General features: G+C 41.5%; 16 protein-coding genes, 2 tRNA genes and 2 rRNA genes. 2 read left to right on the plus strand and 18 right to left on the minus strand.

Annotated features, from left to right (window positions below):
• Window positions 1-108: 108 nt before the first annotated feature.
• The 5 genes from I6L31_RS06320 to I6L31_RS06340 form a co-directional block, all read right to left on the minus strand.
• Window positions 109-909: a class I SAM-dependent methyltransferase gene (locus I6L31_RS06320; protein WP_004987450.1), complete on the minus strand. Its 801-nt coding sequence runs from the start codon at window positions 907-909 to the stop codon at window positions 109-111.
• A 22-nt stretch (window positions 910-931) separates the two neighbouring features.
• Window positions 932-1,756: an undecaprenyl-diphosphate phosphatase gene (locus I6L31_RS06325; RefSeq protein WP_010588997.1), complete on the minus strand. Its 825-nt coding sequence runs from the start codon at window positions 1,754-1,756 to the stop codon at window positions 932-934.
• Complete coding sequence (gene tsaB, locus I6L31_RS06330) at window positions 1,756-2,436, minus strand: tRNA (adenosine(37)-N6)-threonylcarbamoyltransferase complex dimerization subunit type 1 TsaB (RefSeq protein WP_005005329.1); 681 nt, start codon at window positions 2,434-2,436, stop codon at window positions 1,756-1,758. Before tsaB ends, I6L31_RS06325 begins: the two co-directional genes overlap by 1 nt.
• Before the next feature lie 125 nt (window positions 2,437-2,561).
• The gene (locus I6L31_RS06335; RefSeq protein WP_169331939.1) at window positions 2,562-3,089 is read right to left on the minus strand and encodes a gamma carbonic anhydrase family protein; all 528 of its coding nucleotides are present in this window, start codon (window positions 3,087-3,089) and stop codon (window positions 2,562-2,564) included.
• A 35-nt stretch (window positions 3,090-3,124) separates the two neighbouring features.
• Window positions 3,125-3,730, minus strand: a complete 606-nt coding sequence (locus tag I6L31_RS06340; protein WP_004999107.1) for a CoA pyrophosphatase — start codon at window positions 3,728-3,730, stop codon at window positions 3,125-3,127.
• Window positions 3,731-3,851: 121 nt separating this feature from the next.
• On the opposite strand from I6L31_RS06340, the gene I6L31_RS06345 reads away from it, so the two are divergent.
• Window positions 3,852-4,400: an NUDIX hydrolase gene (locus I6L31_RS06345; protein ID WP_010588995.1), complete on the plus strand. Its 549-nt coding sequence runs from the start codon at window positions 3,852-3,854 to the stop codon at window positions 4,398-4,400.
• 84 nt (window positions 4,401-4,484) lie between these two features.
• Here the strand turns inward: I6L31_RS06345 and filF are convergent, their stop codons facing one another.
• Window positions 4,485-5,783 (minus strand): putative pilus system protein FilF, encoded by a 1,299-nt coding sequence (gene filF, locus I6L31_RS06350; protein WP_456057502.1) that lies wholly within the window; start codon window positions 5,781-5,783, stop codon window positions 4,485-4,487.
• Window positions 5,784-5,938: 155 nt separating this feature from the next.
• Here filF and I6L31_RS06355 point away from each other — a divergent pair, with 155 nt between their 5' ends.
• Window positions 5,939-7,270: an anthranilate synthase component I family protein gene (locus I6L31_RS06355; protein ID WP_005005334.1), complete on the plus strand. Its 1,332-nt coding sequence runs from the start codon at window positions 5,939-5,941 to the stop codon at window positions 7,268-7,270.
• 19 nt (window positions 7,271-7,289) lie between these two features.
• On the opposite strand, the gene hisC is transcribed toward I6L31_RS06355, so the two are convergent.
• The 12 genes from hisC to I6L31_RS06415 all read right to left on the minus strand — a co-directional run bounded on the left by hisC (window position 7,290) and on the right by I6L31_RS06415 (window position 19,051).
• Window positions 7,290-8,372 carry a histidinol-phosphate transaminase gene (gene hisC, locus I6L31_RS06360; RefSeq protein ID WP_004987474.1) on the minus strand — a complete coding sequence of 361 codons (1,083 nt, stop codon included), beginning with the start codon at window positions 8,370-8,372 and terminating at the stop codon, window positions 7,290-7,292.
• Window positions 8,373-8,544: 172 nt separating this feature from the next.
• A complete protein-coding gene (gene hisD, locus I6L31_RS06365) occupies window positions 8,545-9,837 on the minus strand; it encodes a histidinol dehydrogenase (RefSeq protein ID WP_004987476.1) in 1,293 nt (430 codons plus the stop codon).
• 134 nt (window positions 9,838-9,971) lie between these two features.
• The gene (locus tag I6L31_RS06370; protein WP_004987479.1) at window positions 9,972-10,634 is read right to left on the minus strand and encodes a DUF4272 domain-containing protein; all 663 of its coding nucleotides are present in this window, start codon (window positions 10,632-10,634) and stop codon (window positions 9,972-9,974) included.
• Between the two features lie 118 nt (window positions 10,635-10,752).
• Window positions 10,753-11,442 (minus strand): ATP phosphoribosyltransferase, encoded by a 690-nt coding sequence (gene hisG, locus I6L31_RS06375; protein WP_005005340.1) that lies wholly within the window; start codon window positions 11,440-11,442, stop codon window positions 10,753-10,755.
• Entirely contained in the window at window positions 11,442-12,698 is a 1,257-nt protein-coding gene (gene murA, locus I6L31_RS06380; RefSeq protein ID WP_004987486.1) for a UDP-N-acetylglucosamine 1-carboxyvinyltransferase, read from the minus strand. The genes hisG and murA overlap by 1 nt, the downstream gene beginning before the upstream one ends.
• A 6-nt stretch (window positions 12,699-12,704) precedes the next feature.
• Window positions 12,705-12,956: a BolA family iron metabolism protein IbaG gene (gene ibaG, locus I6L31_RS06385; RefSeq protein ID WP_004987487.1), complete on the minus strand. Its 252-nt coding sequence runs from the start codon at window positions 12,954-12,956 to the stop codon at window positions 12,705-12,707.
• A 132-nt stretch (window positions 12,957-13,088) separates the two neighbouring features.
• A complete protein-coding gene (gene hpf, locus I6L31_RS06390) occupies window positions 13,089-13,427 on the minus strand; it encodes a ribosome hibernation-promoting factor, HPF/YfiA family (RefSeq protein ID WP_004987488.1) in 339 nt (112 codons plus the stop codon).
• Window positions 13,428-13,596: 169 nt separating this feature from the next.
• Window positions 13,597-15,045 (minus strand): RNA polymerase factor sigma-54, encoded by a 1,449-nt coding sequence (locus tag I6L31_RS06395; protein ID WP_005005344.1) that lies wholly within the window; start codon window positions 15,043-15,045, stop codon window positions 13,597-13,599.
• Between the two features lie 201 nt (window positions 15,046-15,246).
• A 5S ribosomal RNA gene (gene rrf / locus I6L31_RS06400) occupies window positions 15,247-15,361 on the minus strand.
• Between the two features lie 175 nt (window positions 15,362-15,536).
• Window positions 15,537-18,430: ribosomal RNA gene (locus I6L31_RS06405) — 23S ribosomal RNA — on the minus strand.
• Window positions 18,431-18,852: 422 nt separating this feature from the next.
• Window positions 18,853-18,928 (minus strand) — tRNA-Ala (locus tag I6L31_RS06410).
• A gap of 46 nt (window positions 18,929-18,974) precedes the next feature.
• A tRNA-Ile gene (locus I6L31_RS06415) sits at window positions 18,975-19,051 on the minus strand.
• Window positions 19,052-19,213 lie beyond the last annotated feature (162 nt).

Raw genomic sequence — 19,213 nt, forward strand, 5'->3', positions numbered from 1 at the left:
CAGGAGTGATAATGCATAATCAGTTTATGCTTGCGTGGAATTATATCAATAATGCTTTTATCTATATAACAAATATTTGGATATTATTGAAGCAATGATCACAATTCATCACAGAGCAAGCTGAAAATACGCATCAAAACGGCAAGCATCCCCCAACCATTGATGATCGGGCGTTTGTTGATTAAGAAAAATAGCATGTCGCGGACGTTTTACAATGACCCGTTTCGCCACTTGTTTCGCCAAAGGCAGTAACGCATCGCCTAAATCCATTTCACCTTGCTCTGGTAAAAGTAAATGCAAAAGTTGCATTTGTTTTTTAACCTGTGCCTGTTTTTTAATGGCCTGTTGATGTTGATCACGCTGTGGAAACATAGGGTCAAGATAGATCACATCTACCTGTTGATGCTGCTGAATACATGACTGCAAGTAATCCGCAGAATCTATGAAAACCAAATGTATCCGATCAACAATCTGTTTTAAAAATGGATCATTCTGTGCTTGAAAATGGCTATCTTCAAGCAACGTAAATAAAATCGGATGTCGTTCGAGCAATGTCACCTTTGCACCCAAATGCGCCATCAGTAAACTATCGTGACCTAAACCTGCTGTCGCATCGATCAATTGTGGCGCTTCGCTAAGTTGACAGGCACGTGCAATCATTTCTGACTTAATACTGGCGCGTTTTAAACGAGAAACTTCCGCTTTCCAGTCTGGTTGCATTCGCATGCCATTGGCACATAACCACAAACCTTGTTCATCTACACAAAGTGCCAAATCAGGATGCTGTCTAAAAAAACGCGCATTGAGCTGTTCCACTTCACACACATCAATCTCTACCCCTCGCTGAGACAAGACTTGCTGATAGTGATGCGCAGCATTTAAATAAGAGGCAGTAGAAAATAATTGCATGATGATTAACTAAAACTCCTGATTACCACAATTTCCAGCCCGTAAAAGCAAAAAGTAAAATAATGAGCCCAGAAAAAATTCGATACCATGCAAAAATCATAAAGTCACGTTTTGCCACATAAGCCACCAAAGCACGAATCAATAATAGCGCGGAAATAAATGAAACCAGCAGTCCTACAGCTAAAACGATCCAGTCCTGTTGTCCTTGAAATACATCATGACTTTGATATAAATCAAGCAACCCTGCACCAATAATCACAGGAATTCCAAGAAAAAAAGAGAATTCGGTGGCGGCTTTACGCGATACACCTAAAAACATCGCACCAATAATCGTCGCACCAGAACGTGAAGTCCCCGGAATCAAAGACAATACTTGAATTAAACCAATCCAGATGGCTTGCTTAAAGGTGATATTTTCAACTTCAACTGCATTGACTTTGGGTGGATTTTTTTCGATCCACATAATGATCAAACCGCCCACGATCAATCCCACGGCAACGGCAATATCATTAAATAATAAATCTTTTACGGTTTGCCCAAAGGTGAGACCCACCAAGATAATCGGTATAGAAGCGATGATCAGACTAATCGCCAAATGACGCCCTTTGGCTTCACCTGTCACCATACCAATAGCTGCACCCCAAAGGCGTGACCAATACTCATAAATCACCGCGGCAATTGCGCCCATCTGGATCGCAACCACAAAAACTGCACTTTTCTCAGGTGTCCAAAAATTTAATAATTCAGAGGCTAAAATTAAGTGTCCAGTGCTTGAAATTGGAAGAAATTCTGTAATTCCTTCCACAATTCCCATAATCGCCGCTTTTAAAAGCAGTAAAAAATCCATCATTTTTTCTCGTTCGGCTTACCTTGTTCTGCAATTTTTTTCCAAGCATTGTCCCTTAAATAGACGGGTAATGCCTGCTCAGCACTAACCCAGTGCTTTTGTTTGGCATAATATCGGGCGAGTATTGCAATATCTCGGGCAGACGGGCTGATCATACTGTGTTGTTCTGAAATTGGAGAGGAAATAAGTTTAGCTCCCGATCCTACACAGCTAAACTTGGCGAAAGACGTTGCCACGTCGTAACTTAACAGTTGTTCTTCGCCTTGTAGTTGCATGATGCCATCTGTATCACAGTTAAAATTTGCCAGATACACTTCCTGCATCCGCGCATCCAAAACCGCAGTCACCTGACTGAGTTGCAATTCACGATAAGCCGCTTGTGCCAAAGCTTGCAGAGTAGAAACAGGAATCACAGGCAAATCATTAGCCCAAGCCAAAGCTTGCGTCACTGCCGCATTAATACGGACACCACTAAAGGAACCTGGTCCACGACTAAATGCAATTGCAGTTAGATCGCTATAACTGAGTTGTGTCTGTTGCAGTGCCTGCTCAATCATCGGCAAGATGGTACGTGTTTGCGCCTTCGCTTGCGTATCCAGTTGAAAAAAAAGCTCATTTGATTCATCAATCAAACAAACTGAACAATGATCATTTGCCGTTTCCAATGCCAGCACGTTCATGCAACTTCACGCCATTATCTTTTAAAAAACGTGGGCTATCATACTCTACAACACTAATTTAGGCGAGAATTTGAGTTTTGCTGATACAAAAAACTGTGCTCTAGCAATACAACAAAAAGCAATCACTAAAATGAAAACGGCTTGAGTTGCATAAATCTTTTATAGTGTTCTGCATAATGTAAAGCACTCAGACGTAATTTTGCAGCACCAGTTTCGTCCAGTGTTTTAACAATTTTACCTGGAGAACCCATGACCACTGAGTTATCTGGAATCACCTTACCTTCTGGAATTAATGCATTCGCACCAATAATACAGTTTTTACCAATGACCGCATGATTTAACACCACAGCATTGATCCCAATCAGACTATTTTCACCAATCGTGCAACCATGCAACATGGCTTGGTGTCCAACCGTGACATAATCCCCAATATGAAGCTCAATTCCTGCATCGGTATGTAATACAGCATTTTCCTGAATATTGGTAAAATGTCCTAGACGGATTGGACTATTATCTGCACGAATCACGGCGCCAAACCAGACACTGACCTGTTGCCCTAATTCCACCTGACCAATCACTGTGGCATTGTCTGCAATCCATCCGTCCCACGGTTCAATCAATGCTTTTGGTGAATGTCCTTCAAAGCTGTACATCATATTGGTAACATCCTGTTTAGTTGGTGGTGGAATTAAAATTTGCGGGGCTGAAAATGTGGCGAATTTAAAAGAAAAGGCCAGTCTTTCTGATAATTCAACCCATAATGAAACAATGAAATTAACATTCTTGCGGTTAACCCCCAAATGACCTCATTTTCTACTTGTAGACTGGGAAAATATAGCGATTGATGTGCATATTTCACTTCATACGGTGTTGCAGGCGCGCTGAGGAGTTGGTTTAAAGATGCAAAAAAAATGCGATCAATTTCGGTCGGTTGAGCAATCAAATCAACGTTAGGAGGAATGAGTCCTACAATGGGTTTAACTAGCATCCCACTACGCGCACGTTGCATCGGTAAATCACCAATCAACTCAACATCGAAAGGATTGAGAGCCGTTTCTTCTTGAGCTTCTCTTAATGCGACTACGATATTACTGGTATCACCAGCATCACGTTTCCCACCAGGAAATGAAACTTCACCCGCATGATTGGATAATTGGGTGGAACGGCGCGTCAACAAAACTTTAGGATGGTGTTCATTGGTAATCGCAATTAACACTGCGGCCTGTGCAGGCGAAGTACGTTTTGAGAACCGTAAGCGTTGCTGCAAAAGATGCGTGAGTTCCTGCTCTACCATGCTTCTCTCTCTGTTTTCTTATCTTTTCATCATAGCTGAAAAATGCGTGGCTTCGTATAGAAATGATGCGAAAGTCCAAAATTTCAGTTATGCTGAGGCATCCTTATCGTTGATGATCATTATGAGTTTTTGCACCGTTTGTGGACATGAAACTGAAGATAAAATTCCGTTAGGCGACCATCAGCTTCGTCGTGTATGTACACATTGTGGGAATATTCATTATGAAAACCCAAAACTGATTTGTGGCGCTTTGGCTATTTGGGAAAATAAAGTCTTGTTATGTCGTCGTGCCATTGAACCTCGTTATGGGTTATGGACACTGCCAGCGGGATACATGGAGTTATTTGAAACCATGGAACAAGGTGCGGCACGTGAAACACGCGAAGAAGCTGAGGCTGAGATCGACATTGAACATTTATATTGCATGTACAACATTCCCCGCATTGGCCAAATCTATGTTCTATTTAAAGCAAACTTGAAAGAAGGTTATTTTGGTGCTGGCGAAGAAAGTATTGAATGTCGCTTATTTGAAGAACATGAGATTCCGTGGGGGGAATTGGCTTTTCCAAGTGTAGAACGCACATTAAGACATTATTTTGAAGACCGAAAAATACAAAAATTTCCAGTTCATTTGGAAACATTAGGTACACGCTTAGATCATACAGGTTAACTTTAAAATATTTAAAAATCCTAGAGATAAGTCGATATAAACAGGGAAATCATGATGATTCCCCTGTTTTAATTTTAGAACTGATTACTTTTGTTTAATCGTATAACAGCTTGGTAGATCGATACTTAAAGTACCATTAACACGTTTGGCCAAGTCTTGCTGTACAGGAGTTGGTGCAGGCGAGATATCTTTAATATTGTTATAGACTTTTTGATAAGCCGCATGAATATTAATCCAGTTCGCTTCTGCATTACTAAAATTCGTAATATTCACGCCACGCGTCGTATTATGATCGGTTAATAGGTTGTGTAAGTTAATTTTTACGCCGCCTGAAGTCAATGTTTGAGAGGATTGTCCTGTATCACTTCCTGCTCGAACAGAGAGATTCTGGTTCAATCCTAAAATAATTCCTTCCAGTAATCCAAATTTTGCATTGGTTAAAATCATTCGAATAGTTAATGATTTATCGGTTTCAGCATAATTACCTGTACCCGTAGTCCCAATTCTAAACTGTTGAACGCCATTGCTGTCCACCATTGTCGCTGGATTTATGCTCGCACAAGTACCCGACATATCATTCGCTGTAGCATCAGGTCGGATATCCGAACGAATATCACCATTCTCATCAATCACAATTCCCAGTTTGACATCCTTAACACTGGTATCACTAAATTTAAAATTCAAAGTTGCATACATTGGGAAAACATAATATTCGCCCGACTTCACATTATTTGGTGTCGTTAAGATTTTCTTGTCGAGATAGGTAATTGGATTGGTTTTAGAGACATCAATGCTGCCATCAAACTGTTCTGGACTAAATTGCTGCGTCCATTTACCATAGCTGGCCGCATCACCCTCTTTAGAACCAGTTGCCTGCTTATAGACAGCCTCTGTTCCTGTGATGATGTAACCGTTAATTAAACGGCCTTGGGTAATTTTGAGTGGATCACCACTTTGATCCGCCATAGAAAATACAAAAGGACTATTTGCCAACTTTTTAGTTAATGGATTAATCCAGTTCGTTTGCGCCTCAGCATTCATTTTCTTTGGTGCGATTTTACTAATGAGTGTCAGACGTTTTAAGGAATCACTGATGATCGTCCCCTCACTGGTCTTATCATCAGGCTTGCCTTTCCATTGCAAACCATAACCAAATGTGTGTCCAGTACGATCAGACAATAAGTACATATTGGCAATAATTTCATTACCTAATAAGCTCTTACCATGGAAACCTTCAATATATTGCTGATCGACACCACTTTCGGCAGGGAGTGGCCATGGTAAAAAGTCAGATTGGAAGCTACCCGCATTTTGCATATTCAGCATTTTCACCACAATATCGAAAGCGGTCTGATCACTGACTTCTGAAACATCAACCCGAATTTGCCTCTCTAAATTACAACTCTGTTAATTTTTGTTCAACTGCTGTTAATCAAATTTGATGAACTACCCGATAAACGGTTCGGTAGCTTATGTCTGTTGGCGTTCTGTAGTAAAATCACGGTTTCATCTTTATTCATATTTTTAGGCTTGTCTCAGTGAAGTTTTTTTGTAAGTTAAATCAAAATATTAGATCTACTTCTGAAATATTATTCAAACTTCACTCTACACATGGACTGGTTTTTCTAGAGGATCAAAATCATCCAGTGATAGCATTTAACCCTCGACATTATGTAGTTTATAACAATAAACAATTTAAATATTTTAAAATTAATTCAATTTATCAATATGAAATGATGGATGAATTCACTATTGACAATTTTATTCAATTCCATTCTGCAAATAATCCTCAAACAGCAGCAACTTTTTCAGGTGGCTATATTGGCTTCATCTCTTATGATTATGCAGCCCATCAATTTACTCCTGTCAAAGAACGTTTACAGCCTTCTTTTTATATCGGGCAGTACGATAGCTTTTTAAAGTTTCACGATGATCATTGGTATTTTTATAGTGATGCGGATGATGCTGAACAACAATGGCAACAACTTGAAATCTTACTCAATCAAAAGACTCAAATTGAGACTTTATCTTTACAACAAACACTACGCCCACGTTGGTCACCCGCAACTTATCGTCAAGCATTTCAACGGATTCAAGATTATATTTTAGCAGGTGATTGCTATCAAATTAATTTAACTCAAGAATTTATCGCCAAAGCGCAAGGTTCACTGTTAAGCCGTGCTGAACACCTTTGGAGACTTACCGATGCACCTTACGCAGGGTATTTAAAACTGGATGATTTTGAATTGCTCAGTTGTTCTCCAGAGTTATTTATTGAATTTAATCAACAGCAACTTATTACACGTCCAATTAAAGGTACGATGCCGCGTTTTGATGATCCTGAACTGGATGCTGCATCGAAACAAAAATTAAAAGCTTCCGAAAAAGATCAAGCTGAAAACGTCATGATTGTGGATTTGCTTCGTAATGATTTAAGTGTTTATGCAGAAACAGGTTCGGTCAAAACCAATAAACTGTTTGAAATTGAAAGTTTTAATCAGGTTCATCACATGGTCAGTGAAATTGAAGCGACATTAAAGCCAGACGTCAATCCATTTGAAGTATTGATGTCCGCGTTACCGGGTGGCTCTATCACTGGAGCACCTAAAATCCGTGCGATGCAAATTATCGAAGAACTCGAAGGGGCACCACGTGGAGCGTATTGTGGTTCACTCGGTTATTTTAATTTTGATGGTTCTGGTCGTTGGAATATCCTGATTCGCAGCATTCAAAAGTTTCAGGATGAGCTTTCGGTTTGGGCGGGGGGTGGAATTACCATTGCGTCTGATTGCGATGCAGAATATCAGGAATGTTTTGATAAAGTGTCCGCCATGCTCGACTTACTCAATACATGGCAGATCAAAGATTAAGTTTTGACGATAAATAAACTTAAAGTAGTGTCTTTAAAGTCTCTACAAGACGTTGGTTTTGTTGATCTGTACCAATAGTAATTCGTAAGTATTGATCAATCCTTGGTTTATTAAAGTAACGTACAAGCACGCCTTGCTCACGTAATTGTATTGCTAACTCAGCAGCATCGCGCGCGGGATGTGTCACAAAAATAAAATTGGCTTTAGATGGCAACACCTTAAAACCAATTTCTTTTAATTCCTCAACCAACTTATCTCGACTTTGAATCACCTTTTGGCATTGTGCTTCAAAATAAGCCTGATCTTCAAATGATGCAACCGCCGCTGCAATCGCAAATCGATCCATCGGATATGAATTAAAACTATTTTTTACTGCTTCAAGTGCAGCAATCAAATGTGCTTGAGCAATGGCAAAGCCGACACGCAAACCTGCCAATGAACGTGATTTTGAAGTCGTTTGACACACCACTAAATTGTCATATTGATTGACTAACCCGACCGCAGTTTCAGCACCGAAATCAATATAGGCCTCATCAATCACCACCACACGATCAGGATTGGCTTGTAAAATCTGCTCAATCTGTTGCAGTGACAAAGCAATACTCGTCGGTGCATTCGGATTGGTAATAATAATGCCGCCATTGGCTTGACGATAATCATCCAACACGATTTCAAAATCATCATTCAGTGGAATTTGTTGAGTTTTCACACCAAAAAACTGACTATAGACAGGATAAAAACTATAGGTAATATCTGGATAAAGAATCGGTTGATCCTGAATAAAAAAGGCTTTGAAAATATGAGCTAAGACTTCATCCGAACCATTACCCACAAAAACTTGTTCAACGCTCACATTTTGCTGAGTGGCAATTGCTTGTTTCAATTGAGTCGCATCGGGATCTGGGTATAAACGCAAAGCATCTGCTTGGTGTGCCAATACGGCTTGCACCGCTTCCACTACTTTTGGAGAAGGTGGATACGGATTCTCATTGGTATTAAGCTTGAGTAAATTCTGGATTTTAGGCTGTTCACCCGGTGTATAGGGTTCTAATTCACGAACTTCTGGACTCCAGAAACGCATTTGTTCTGTTGTAAACGTCATTTTATATTCTCTTGTTGCCCTCTCCTAACCTCTCAAAGAGAGAGGAGTCTTCAAACCTTTCGCATCGCTCCTGACAAGTTCCCTCTCTTTTTAGGAGATGAGGAGCGATATAGTTTCGAAAAGGAGAGGTTTATATTGATGATAGCGCTAGACCACGACACCTATTTCTATTTTAAACGTCATAACGATAACGAGCAGAACGTGCATGGGCATCCAGATTTTCTTGTTGCGCCAACAAATCCGCTGTTCTGGCAAGCGTTTTAACACCCGCTTCTGAACACATAATCAGGCTTGAACGTTTTTGGAAATCATAGACACCAAGCGGTGAAGAAAACCGCGCTGTACCTGAGGTCGGCAAAACGTGATTTGGCCCTGCACAATAATCCCCAATCGCTTCTGGTGTATAGCGTCCCATAAAAATGGCACCTGCATGACGGATGTCTTGGCTCATGGCTTCGGCATCATCCAGACAAAGCTCTAAATGCTCTGGTGCAACTTGATTGATGAGTTGAATTGCTTCAGCTCGATCTTTCACCAAGACCAAAGCACCTCGATTAGCAATCGATGTGCGCGCAATATCGGCTTTAGGCAATGCAGCTAAATGTTCCTCAATCGCGTGCGCCACATCCTCTAGTAGGTCTGCATCAGGCGTAATAAAAATCGCTTGCGCAACAGTATCATGTTCAGCTTGTGACAAAACATCCATCGCTAGCCATTTGGCGTTGTTTTGGCCTTCTGCATAGACCAAAATTTCAGATGGTCCCGCAATCATATCAATACCGACCTGACCAAAAACTGCACGTTTGGCAGCCGCTACAAAGCGATTCCCCGGCCCAGTAATTTTATCCACCGCAGGAATGGTTTGGGTTCCATAAGCCAATGCTGCTACTGCTTGAGCGCCACCAATGGTAAAAATACGATTTACACCAGCCAAATAGGCAGCAGCTAATACCAATGGATTCAGCTCACCCTGCGGTGCTGGAACTACCATGATAATTTCAGGAACGCCTGCAACGTGTGCAGGAATCGCGTTCATTAATACAGAAGATGGATAAGAAGCTAAGCCACCGGGCACATAAATCCCGACCCGATCTAAAGGCGTAACTTTCTGACCTAAGGTATTTCCTAATGAATCGACATAAGTCCAGCCTTCTTGTTTTTGCGCCTGATGAAAACTACGAATACGTTCAGCAGCCAATTCGAGTGCTTCACGAATTTCAGGTTGTAGCGCATCAAACGCCGCTTTGAGCTGTTCTTGGCTCAGTTCCAGATCTGAAAATTGATGCGCTGGATGTCGATCAAACTGTTGAGTGAGCTTAAGAACATGATCATCACCATACTGACGAACATCAGCTATGATTTGATCTACAGTTTTTAAAAGTTCAGGATCATTAACAGTCTCAAACGCCAACAAATCTGCAAAGATTTGTTTGAAGTTTTGATCTTGAGTCGATAAACGTCGCATCAATTTACCTACAAGGTTTTGAGTGAAAAGAAAAACTTAGTTTACCTTGTTTCGGATGGTTTGTGGGTAATCAATCATCAATGATCTGACTTTGTTTTATCGAAAATAAAATTAAACTATATTTAATTTTCTAATCAGGTATTCACGTCAGGTTCATCCCAGTCTGCATCATATTGAATAAGCCAATTGAGTGCGGCATGACGTTCAAGAACAACCGAAGCATTTAGATTTGCAGGTGTCGGACGTTGTTTTAATCTCGCCTCAACACATGCCCAGTCATAACGATAGATAAGATCGGCCTCATCCAAAATTTGTTCGATTTCCCTAAGTTGAGTTTTTTGCATAAATGTATCAAATGAATCACAAGATGAAACAGCTTGGATTGCAAAATCACAATCAACCACTTGGTCTGGATAATTTAATTCATCTACAATTCCCAAAGCCCAAAGCAAAACCCAATAAGATTCATATTTCCACACCATATTGATCACATCTTGAGGCGCCGCTTGATCATTGAGTATGGCACTTTCTTTAGCCGTGAGTTGATCAGCCACTTCATATTGATTGAATAATCCAATAAAAAAATCTTTGGTTGGTTGATCATACTTATTGTTGTTAATATCACAGGCAATCTGAACGGTGAGTAAACAAGTAATTGCACGTTTCGCGATTTCCTCAGCAGAGCGAATACAAGCCTCATCAAACGATTCAATGACGGGTAAATGTTCAATATAAGGAATACCTTGTTGTCTTAATTTAGATATTGATTCTTGCTTACGTTGTTTTACACTTTTCATTATAAAATCCCATAATAAAATTATGGTTTTATTCTCTACGCTTGCTTCATAAAGATCAAGCCATAAAAAACCGCCAAAAATTGACGGTTCAGAAATACAAGACATTTAAGGAGTAAAATTAAGATTGGCGATCACTGACTGCTTGTTCGACTTGCGACAAGATCGGGTCCAGTAAAGTCTGTTTACGCTTAAAGCTGGCTTTATTGACAATCAAGCGTGAAGAGACTTTCATAATCTCGTCCAATGGCTCTAAACCATTGGCACGTAAAGTATTTCCAGTATCGACCACATCGACAATATAATCACCCAAACCCACTAAAGGCGCGAGTTCCATCGAACCGTAGAGCTTAATCACATCCACTTGCTCACCTAAGCTTGCATAGTATTGACGCGTTAAATTGACATATTTGGTGGCGATTTTTAAGCGACCTTGTGGACGTTGCATGCCGACTTTACCAGCGGTCATCAATTTACAATTCGCTATTTTGAGATCAAGCAATTCATAAACGTGCTGTGCACCGTGTTCCATCAACACATCTTTACCCGCGACACCAATATCGGCAGCACCGTTTTCAACATAAGTTGGCACATCAGAAGCACGTAAAATTAAAATACGCACTTGCTTGTGTGTCGTTGGAAAAATTAATTTACGTGACTTTTCTGGGTCTTCAAGCAAATTTATGCCCGCTGCTTCCAGTAAAGGCAGAGTTTCTTTTAAAATTCGACCTTTACTGAGTGCCAATGTTAAACCATGATCAAAATTTCCCATGACGTTAAAGTTAAGATCATCGTTTCTCATATCATTCATTAACTGACTCGCTTAATGTTCGCGCCTAAACTTTGCAATTTCTGTTCAATATTTTCATAACCGCGATCAATATGATAAATACGGTCAATCAGCGTATCGCCCTCTGCAACCAATGCTGCCAAGACCAAAGAGAAAGATGCACGTAAATCCGTTGCCATCACAGGAGCGGCTTGTAAGGTTTCAACACCAGTTACCACTGCATCGTTCCCTTCAACTTGAATGTTGGCTCCCATACGCGCAAGCTCAGGTACATGCATAAAACGATTTTCAAAAATCGTTTCTGAGATCGTAGCAAAACCACGACCAATCACATTGACCGCCATCAACTGCGCCTGCATATCGGTTGGAAATTCTGGATGAGGAAGTGTTCTAAAACTCACCGCTTTAGGACGTTTGCCTTGCATATCCAGCTCGATCCAATCATCACCACGGGTCACTTCTGCACCCATTTCTTCAAATTTCTCAAGAACTGACTCAAGCAAACTTGGATCGGTATGTGTGGTTTTCACGCGTCCGCCAGTAATCGCAGCAGCCGCAAGATAAGAACCTGTTTCTATACGATCTGCAACGACTGCATATTCGCAGCCATGCAAACTTTCCACACCTGTAATGATGAGTGTATCAGTATCAATACCATCAATTTTAGCGCCCATTTTCACGAGCATATTAGCCAAGTCGGTAATCTCAGGTTCTCGTGCAGCATTGCGTAGTGTGGTCACACCCTCGGCTAAAACTGCTGCCATCAGAATATTTTCAGTCCCGCCGACTGTAACCATATCAAAGGTAATATCTGCGCCTTTTAAACGCCCATCGACCGTGGCATGCACATAGCCATTTTCAACTTCGATGTGCGCACCTAGAGCTTCTAAAGCTTTCAAATGCTGATCGACAGGGCGCGAGCCAATTGCACAGCCACCTGGCAAAGATACTTGTGCATTGCCATAACGTGCCAATAAAGGACCCAACACCAGAATAGAAGCACGCATGGTTTTCACCAATTCATATGGTGCAAACTGATTAGATAAAGTCGAAGTATCTGCCTTAACCGTATCACCTTGATATTCCATGGTAATACCTAAACCAGCAATTAACTTCACCAATGTATTGACATCTTTTAGATTTGGAACATTGGTCAAGGTAATAGGAGAATCTGCTAAAATCATAGCAGCCAGTAGGGGCAAAGCTGCATTTTTTGCACCTGAAATGCGCACTTCCCCTTCGAGCTTAGTACCACCCGAAATTAAAAATTTATCCATTAATTATTATGCTCCGAAAAGGCTTGCTTTGCGCCATTCGGCTTTGGTCATTGCCCGAATTGTCACCGCATGGACGGCACCACTTGCAATATAAGAATTCAAAGGCGCATAAACAGCTTGCTGACGCGCAACACTGCGCTTACCTTCAAATTGATCATCTACAATACGCAGGTCAAATTTTCCCGCCTGACCAGTGACAGCCACTTCCGCATCTGGAAAAGCTTCTTGTAAAATTTGAGTGAGCTGCTCACTATTCATTGCTAGACCTCATATACAAGCTTAGGCGTAAAACGCATTATTTTACTATAAATCATCGATATAATTCAGCACATGATCATATTTTATAAATAAAAAAAGAGGCTAATTGTTAGCCTCTTCAGAAAATAAAAATTAAATATCAACAACGAGTTGCTGATGATTACACTGTATTTTGCGATGTTTTTGTAATTGTCGTTTTAATTTTTCACTCAGTTTTTTAATCGACATATACATATCATCGGCTGAAGCCTGAGCAAAAAGTTCTACGCCAGGCAAACGTACAATCGCCTCCGCGATGTGATTCGCACTTCCTTTATGCGTTCTTTTATCGATTTGATGGTCTTTGGAAAGCTTCACTTGCATACTATTCACCTGATCCAGATGTTTAGTCAGTTGATCAAACTTACTTTTAATGTTTTGCTCAATTGCAGGCGTTATGACTAAATGATGTCCACGAATTGTTATTTGCATAATTCTATCCCTCACCTTCTTTCAGGATATAAAGTCATAGCCAAGCCGATCTAATGACAAAACAGAATTCTGCATCACAATCATTAAACCATTTCAGCTACTCCTTTGGTGAAAAAAAAGATTCATTATTTTGCAACAATGAATCTCTAGAATAGTCATACTTTAAAAATCAGATCAAGACTTTTCGTTCAGATGACGAAGGAATATGTAACGATTCTCGATATTTCGCCACGGTACGACGAGCCACATCGATACCCTCTTCTTTTAATAATTCCGCAATCGCATTATCAGACAAAGGCTTACGGGGATTTTCTACTGAAATCATTTTTTTAATACGGGCACGAATTGCAGTTGAAGAACATTCACCGCCTGAGGTCGTACCCACATGACTTGAAAAAAAGTATTTCAATTCAAATAAACCACGTGGGGTCAGCATATATTTATTGGTGGTCACTCGTGAAACTGTAGATTCGTGCAACTCCACTTCTTCTGCCACATCACGCAATACAAGCGGTTTCATCCCTTCCGCACCAATCTCAAAGAAAGCTCGCTGATGTTCTACAATACAGGTCGCAACTTTTAATAATGTTTTATGACGTTCATCAATACTCTTAATAAAATTTTTAGCTTCCAGCATTTGATTACGTAAATAGAGATTTTCATCACTCTGATCGGCTCGACGAATCATATTTGAATAAAAAGAATTAATTCTTAGCTTAGGTAAAACATCAGGATTTAATTGCACCTGCCAGCTATTATCTTTTTTATTTACAACCACATCTGGAATTTGATAATCAGACTCCTGACTTTCAAAGTCTGCACCCGGATAAGGTTTTAATGTTTTTAATAAACCAATTGCTTCTTTTAATTGACTCATATTCAAGCCTGTGGATTTCAAAAGCTTATTTAAGTCATTGGCAATTAATAACTCGTAACACTGTAACAAACTCAGTGCTTCACGACGAAATGCTGTTTGAATATCCATCATTTCTAATTGAATTTTTAAACATTCAGCCAAATTCATTGAAGCGACACCAACTGGATCAAGACGCTGGATATGCTTAAGCACCACCAGAATTTCATCGTGCTCTATTTCTTCATCATAGTCTGCTTCTATCAGCAAATGTTGTGCTGCTAATAAAATTTCTTCAATTTCAGCATCAAGGAAACCTTTATCATCCAGACAATCAATAATGCAATAAGCAATTAATTTATCAACTGTAGAAAAATGCAATAAATTAACTTGCTCTAAAATATGTTCTTTTAAAGTATGATGAGCTTGGCGATTATCTTCCCGCTCTTCAAATTCTGGCGATGCTAAAGCAGTGGATTGATGCGTATAGACATCATCCCAATCGGTATCGACAGGAAGATCATTGGGTAAATGATCAGCGTTCAAATCTTGCGTTAAATCATTAGTATCATTGCTTTCTAAATGAGTTAGGCTTTCTGTGCTACTTTCATCTTCTATTTTTTCAAGCAACGGATTACTATCCAGTTGAATCTGAATTTCTTGTTCAAGCTCAAGACTCGAGAGTTGCAATAAACGAATTGCTTGTTGTAATTGAGGGGTAAGCGACAAACTATTCGCAACTTTCAATCCAACAGATAGCTTCATAAATCGATACCCTAATCACGCCCGCCAAGCAAAAAATATGCCTACATGCTATTTATAGCATAAGTTTTAACGATATCCTATTCAAACTATATCATTCAATAACGTTTAATCAACCTGATGAGTCAATTTTTAATTTATATAAATTTTTCCCAATAAAAAACACCCCCTGATCTTTTGATCAGGGGGTGCCTTAGATTTAAAAGCTGGCGATGACTTACTCTCACATGGCTAACGCCACACTACCATCAGCGCGAAGAGGTTTCACTTCTGAGTTCGGGAAGGGATCAGGTGGTTCACTCTTGCTATTGTCGCCAGCAAACTGTTGTGGTGCTTTGGGGTCTTATTCACATTACTTAATAATGTATGCCTTACTTACGAACCAAAGAGTTATTAACGGATTGGAAATTGAGTCGGTATTGTAACTAGTTTATTGACTAAATCAAGTTTTCGTATCGTATTTATCTTGAATACAACAACTGTTTGGGTGTTGTATAGTCAAGCCTCACGAGCAATTAGTATTGGTCAGCTTCACATATCACTATGCTTCCACATCCAACCTATCAACGTCCTAGTCTTGAACGGCTCTTTAGGTGACATATAGTCACAGGGAAATCTTATCTTGAGGTAGGCTTCCCGCTTAGATGCTTTCAGCGGTTATCCCTTCCGAACATAGCTACCCGGCGATGCGACTGGCGTCACAACCGGTACACCAGAGGTTCGTCCACTCTGGTCCTCTCGTACTAGGAGCAGATCCTCTCAAATTTCCAGCGCCCACGGTAGATAGGGACCGAACTGTCTCACGACGTTCTAAACCCAGCTCGCGTACCTCTTTAAATGGCGAACAGCCATACCCTTGGGACCTGCTTCAGCCCCAGGATGAGATGAGCCGACATCGAGGTGCCAAACACCGCCGTCGATATGAACTCTTGGGCGGTATCAGCCTGTTATCCCCAGAGTACCTTTTATCCGTTGAGCGATGGCCCTTCCATACAGAACCACCGGATCACTAAGACCTACTTTCGTACCTGCTCGACTTGTGGGTCTCGCAGTTAAGCGCGCTTTTGCCTTTATACTCTACGCGTGATTTCCGACCACGCTGAGCGCACCTTCGTACTCCTCCGTTACTCTTTAGGAGGAGACCGCCCCAGTCAAACTACCCACCAGACATGGTCCTCGCCCCGGATTACGGGGCAGAGTTAGAACCTCAACATTACCAGGGTGGTATTTCAAGGATGGCTCCAATGCAACTGGCGTCACATCTTCATAGCCTCCCACCTATCCTACACAAGTAAGGTCAAAGTTCAATGTCAAGCTGCAGTAAAGGTTCACGGGGTCTTTCCGTCTAGCCGCGGGTACACTGCATCTTCACAGCGATTTCGATTTCACTGAGCCTCTGCTGGAGACAGCGCCGCCATCATTATGCCATTCGTGCAGGTCGGAACTTACCCGACAAGGAATTTCGCTACCTTAGGACCGTTATAGTTACGGCCGCCGTTTACTGGGGCTTCGATCAAGAGCTTCGCTTACGCTAACCCCATCAATTAACCTTCCAGCACCGGGCAGGCATCACACCCTATACGTCCACTTTCGTGTTTGCAGAGTGCTATGTTTTTAATAAACAGTTGCAGCGGCCTGGTTTCTGCGGCTGCCAAGCGCTCAGGGAGCTAGTCCCATCACCCTCAGCAGCGTACCTTCTCCCGAAGTTACGGTACCATTTTGCCTAGTTCCTTCAGCAGAGTTCTCTCAAGCGCCTTGGTCTACTCGACCTGACCACCTGTGTCGGTTTCGGGTACGATTCCTGTGTAACTGAAGCTTAGAGACTTTTCTTGGAAGTATGGTATCAGCCACTTCACTGTACAAGTACAGCTTGATATCGACTCTCAGCATAGAGCACCCCGGATTTGCCTAAGATGCATGCCTACTGTCTTCCACCTGGACTACCAACGCCAGGCTGACTTAACCTTCTCCGTCCTCTCATCGCATTACACAGAAGTATGGGAATATTAACCCATTTCCCATCGACTACGCCTTTCGGCCTCGCCTTAGGGGTCGACTCACCCAGCCCCGATTAACGTTGGACTGGAACCCTTGGTCTTTCGGCGAACGGGTTTTTCACCCGTTTTGTCGTTACTCACGTCAGCATTCGCACTTCTGATACCTCCAGCATACTTCTCAATACACCTTCTTCGGCTTACAGAACGCTCCCCTACCACGTAACTCTAAAGTTACATCCGCAGCTTCGGCACATAGTTTTAGCCCCGTTACATCTTCCGCGCAGGCCGACTCGACTAGTGAGCTATTACGCTTTCTTTAAAGGGTGGCTGCTTCTAAGCCAACCTCCTAGCTGTCTATGCCTTCCCACATCGTTTCCCACTTAACTATGATTTTGGGGCCTTAGCTGGCGGTCTGGATTGTTTTCCTCTTGACTACGGACGTTAGCACCCGCAGTCTGTCTCCCGGATAGTACTCATAGGTATTCGGAGTTTGCATCGGTTTGGTAAGTCGGGATGACCCCCTAGCCGAAACAGTGCTCTACCCCCTATGGTATTCGTCCGAGGCGCTACCTAAATAGCTTTCGGGGAGAACCAGCTATCACCAGGCTTGATTAGCCTTTCACCCCTATCCACAAGTCATCCCCTGGCTTTTCAACGACAGTGGGTTCGGTCCTCCAGTTAGTGTTACCCAACCTTCAACCTGCTCATGGATAGATCGCCTGGTTTCGGGTCTACACCCAGCAACTATTCGCCCTATTAAGACTCGATTTCTCTACGGCTCCCCTATGCGGTTAACCTTGCTACTGAATGTAAGTCGCTGACCCATTATACAAAAGGTACGCAGTCACCGAACAAGTCGGCTCCCACTGCTTGTATGCATGCGGTTTCAGGATCTATTTCACTCCCCTCACAGGGGTTCTTTTCGCCTTTCCCTCACGGTACTGGTTCACTATCGGTCAGTCAGGAGTATTTAGCCTTGGAGGATGGTCCCCCCATATTCAGACAAGGTTTCACGTGCCTCGCCCTACTCGTCATCATGATGTGTGCCCTTTCGTGTACGGGACTATCACCCTCTACGGTCGCACTTCCCAGAGCGTTCCGCTAAAACACACATCACTTAATGGGCTGATCCCCGTTCGCTCGCCGCTACTAAGGGAATCTCAATTGATTTCTTTTCCTAAGGGTACTGAGATGTTTCACTTCCCCTCGTTCGCTTCAATAACCTATGTATTCAGTTATTGATACCTACCTTATAGTAGGTGGGTTCCCCCATTCAGACATCTCCGGATCAATGGATATTTGCCGCCTCCCCGGAGCTTTTCGCAGGCTATCACGTCTTTCTTCGCCTCTGACTGCCAAGGCATCCACCACATGCACTTAATTACTTGACTATACAACCCCAAACAGTCGTTAATACCTACAAGTAGTATTACCAACATTACAGTTTGAAGTACTGTGCATTTAAGCACCGTACAGCTTCAATCTAAATTCATATACCAAAACGCTTGATTCAGTTAATTTGCTAGTTCTCAATTAACTCTAAGATCAGAATGACTTCTTCTCTCTTTGTTATTGAGTGAACAATTTATTTCAGACTCAATTCTCAATCTGTTAATGAATTAATGTAACCTCGTCAGCTACATTAAACTGTGATTAATCACAGAGCTTAATAAATCATTATATTTACTAAGCTCTATAATCATCTTTTCTTTCACTTTCGTGTTCGATCAGATACTGCGCGAAGCATAGCTTCTTGCTTAAATTTCAAGGAAAATCCTTAAAGCGATGCTTTAAGTTTTCTGTTCTTGAAATTTGGTGGAGACTAGGAGAGTCGAACTCCTGACCTCCTGCGTGCAAAGCAGGCGCTCTACCAACTAAGCTAAGTCCCCAGCTTATATCATTTAAGTATCTGTCATCTGCGCTTAGCTTGTGCAGTGGTGGGTCTGACAAGACTTGAACTTGTGACCCCACGCTTATCAAGCGTGTGCTCTAACCAACTGAGCTACAGACCCTGAGAAATAAAAAAAGAGATTAATAATCTCTTTTTTTATTTCGCAAGACAAGCGCAGCGCGTAGTGCATGACTTATCTCTGAAATTAAAAGAGAAAACTCGTTCCTTTTCTATCTTTCATTCAGATACCAGAAGAACAACTTGTTGTGGATTCTTACCAATC

Origin of the sequence: Acinetobacter septicus (assembly GCF_019355975.1) — a bacterium.
Classification (GTDB): Bacteria; Pseudomonadota; Gammaproteobacteria; order Pseudomonadales; family Moraxellaceae; genus Acinetobacter; species Acinetobacter ursingii.

Excerpts from the sequence above, each read along its gene's own strand:
- hisD (WP_004987476.1), bottom strand. The coding sequence starts at position 9,837 with ATGCGACGTTTATCGACTCAAGATCAAAACTTCAAACAAATCTTTGCA.
- I6L31_RS06370 (WP_004987479.1), bottom strand. The coding sequence starts at position 10,634 with ATGAAAAGTGTAAAACAACGTAAGCAAGAATCAATATCTAAATTAAGA.
- ibaG (WP_004987487.1), bottom strand. The coding sequence starts at position 12,956 with ATGAATAGTGAGCAGCTCACTCAAATTTTACAAGAAGCTTTTCCAGAT.
- I6L31_RS06335 (WP_169331939.1), bottom strand. The coding sequence starts at position 3,089 with ATGTACAGCTTTGAAGGACATTCACCAAAAGCATTGATTGAACCGTGG.
- hisC (WP_004987474.1), bottom strand. The coding sequence starts at position 8,372 with ATGACGTTTACAACAGAACAAATGCGTTTCTGGAGTCCAGAAGTTCGT.
- hpf (WP_004987488.1), bottom strand. The coding sequence starts at position 13,427 with ATGCAAATAACAATTCGTGGACATCATTTAGTCATAACGCCTGCAATT.
- I6L31_RS06340 (WP_004999107.1), bottom strand. The coding sequence starts at position 3,730 with ATGGTAGAGCAGGAACTCACGCATCTTTTGCAGCAACGCTTACGGTTC.
- tsaB (WP_005005329.1), bottom strand. The coding sequence starts at position 2,436 with ATGAACGTGCTGGCATTGGAAACGGCAAATGATCATTGTTCAGTTTGT.
- I6L31_RS06320 (WP_004987450.1), bottom strand. The coding sequence starts at position 909 with ATGCAATTATTTTCTACTGCCTCTTATTTAAATGCTGCGCATCACTAT.
- I6L31_RS06325 (WP_010588997.1), bottom strand. The coding sequence starts at position 1,756 with ATGGATTTTTTACTGCTTTTAAAAGCGGCGATTATGGGAATTGTGGAA.
- I6L31_RS06395 (WP_005005344.1), bottom strand. The coding sequence starts at position 15,045 with ATGAAGCTATCTGTTGGATTGAAAGTTGCGAATAGTTTGTCGCTTACC.
- I6L31_RS06345 (WP_010588995.1), top strand. The coding sequence starts at position 3,852 with ATGAGTTTTTGCACCGTTTGTGGACATGAAACTGAAGATAAAATTCCG.
- hisG (WP_005005340.1), bottom strand. The coding sequence starts at position 11,442 with ATGAATGATATGAGAAACGATGATCTTAACTTTAACGTCATGGGAAAT.
- murA (WP_004987486.1), bottom strand. The coding sequence starts at position 12,698 with ATGGATAAATTTTTAATTTCGGGTGGTACTAAGCTCGAAGGGGAAGTG.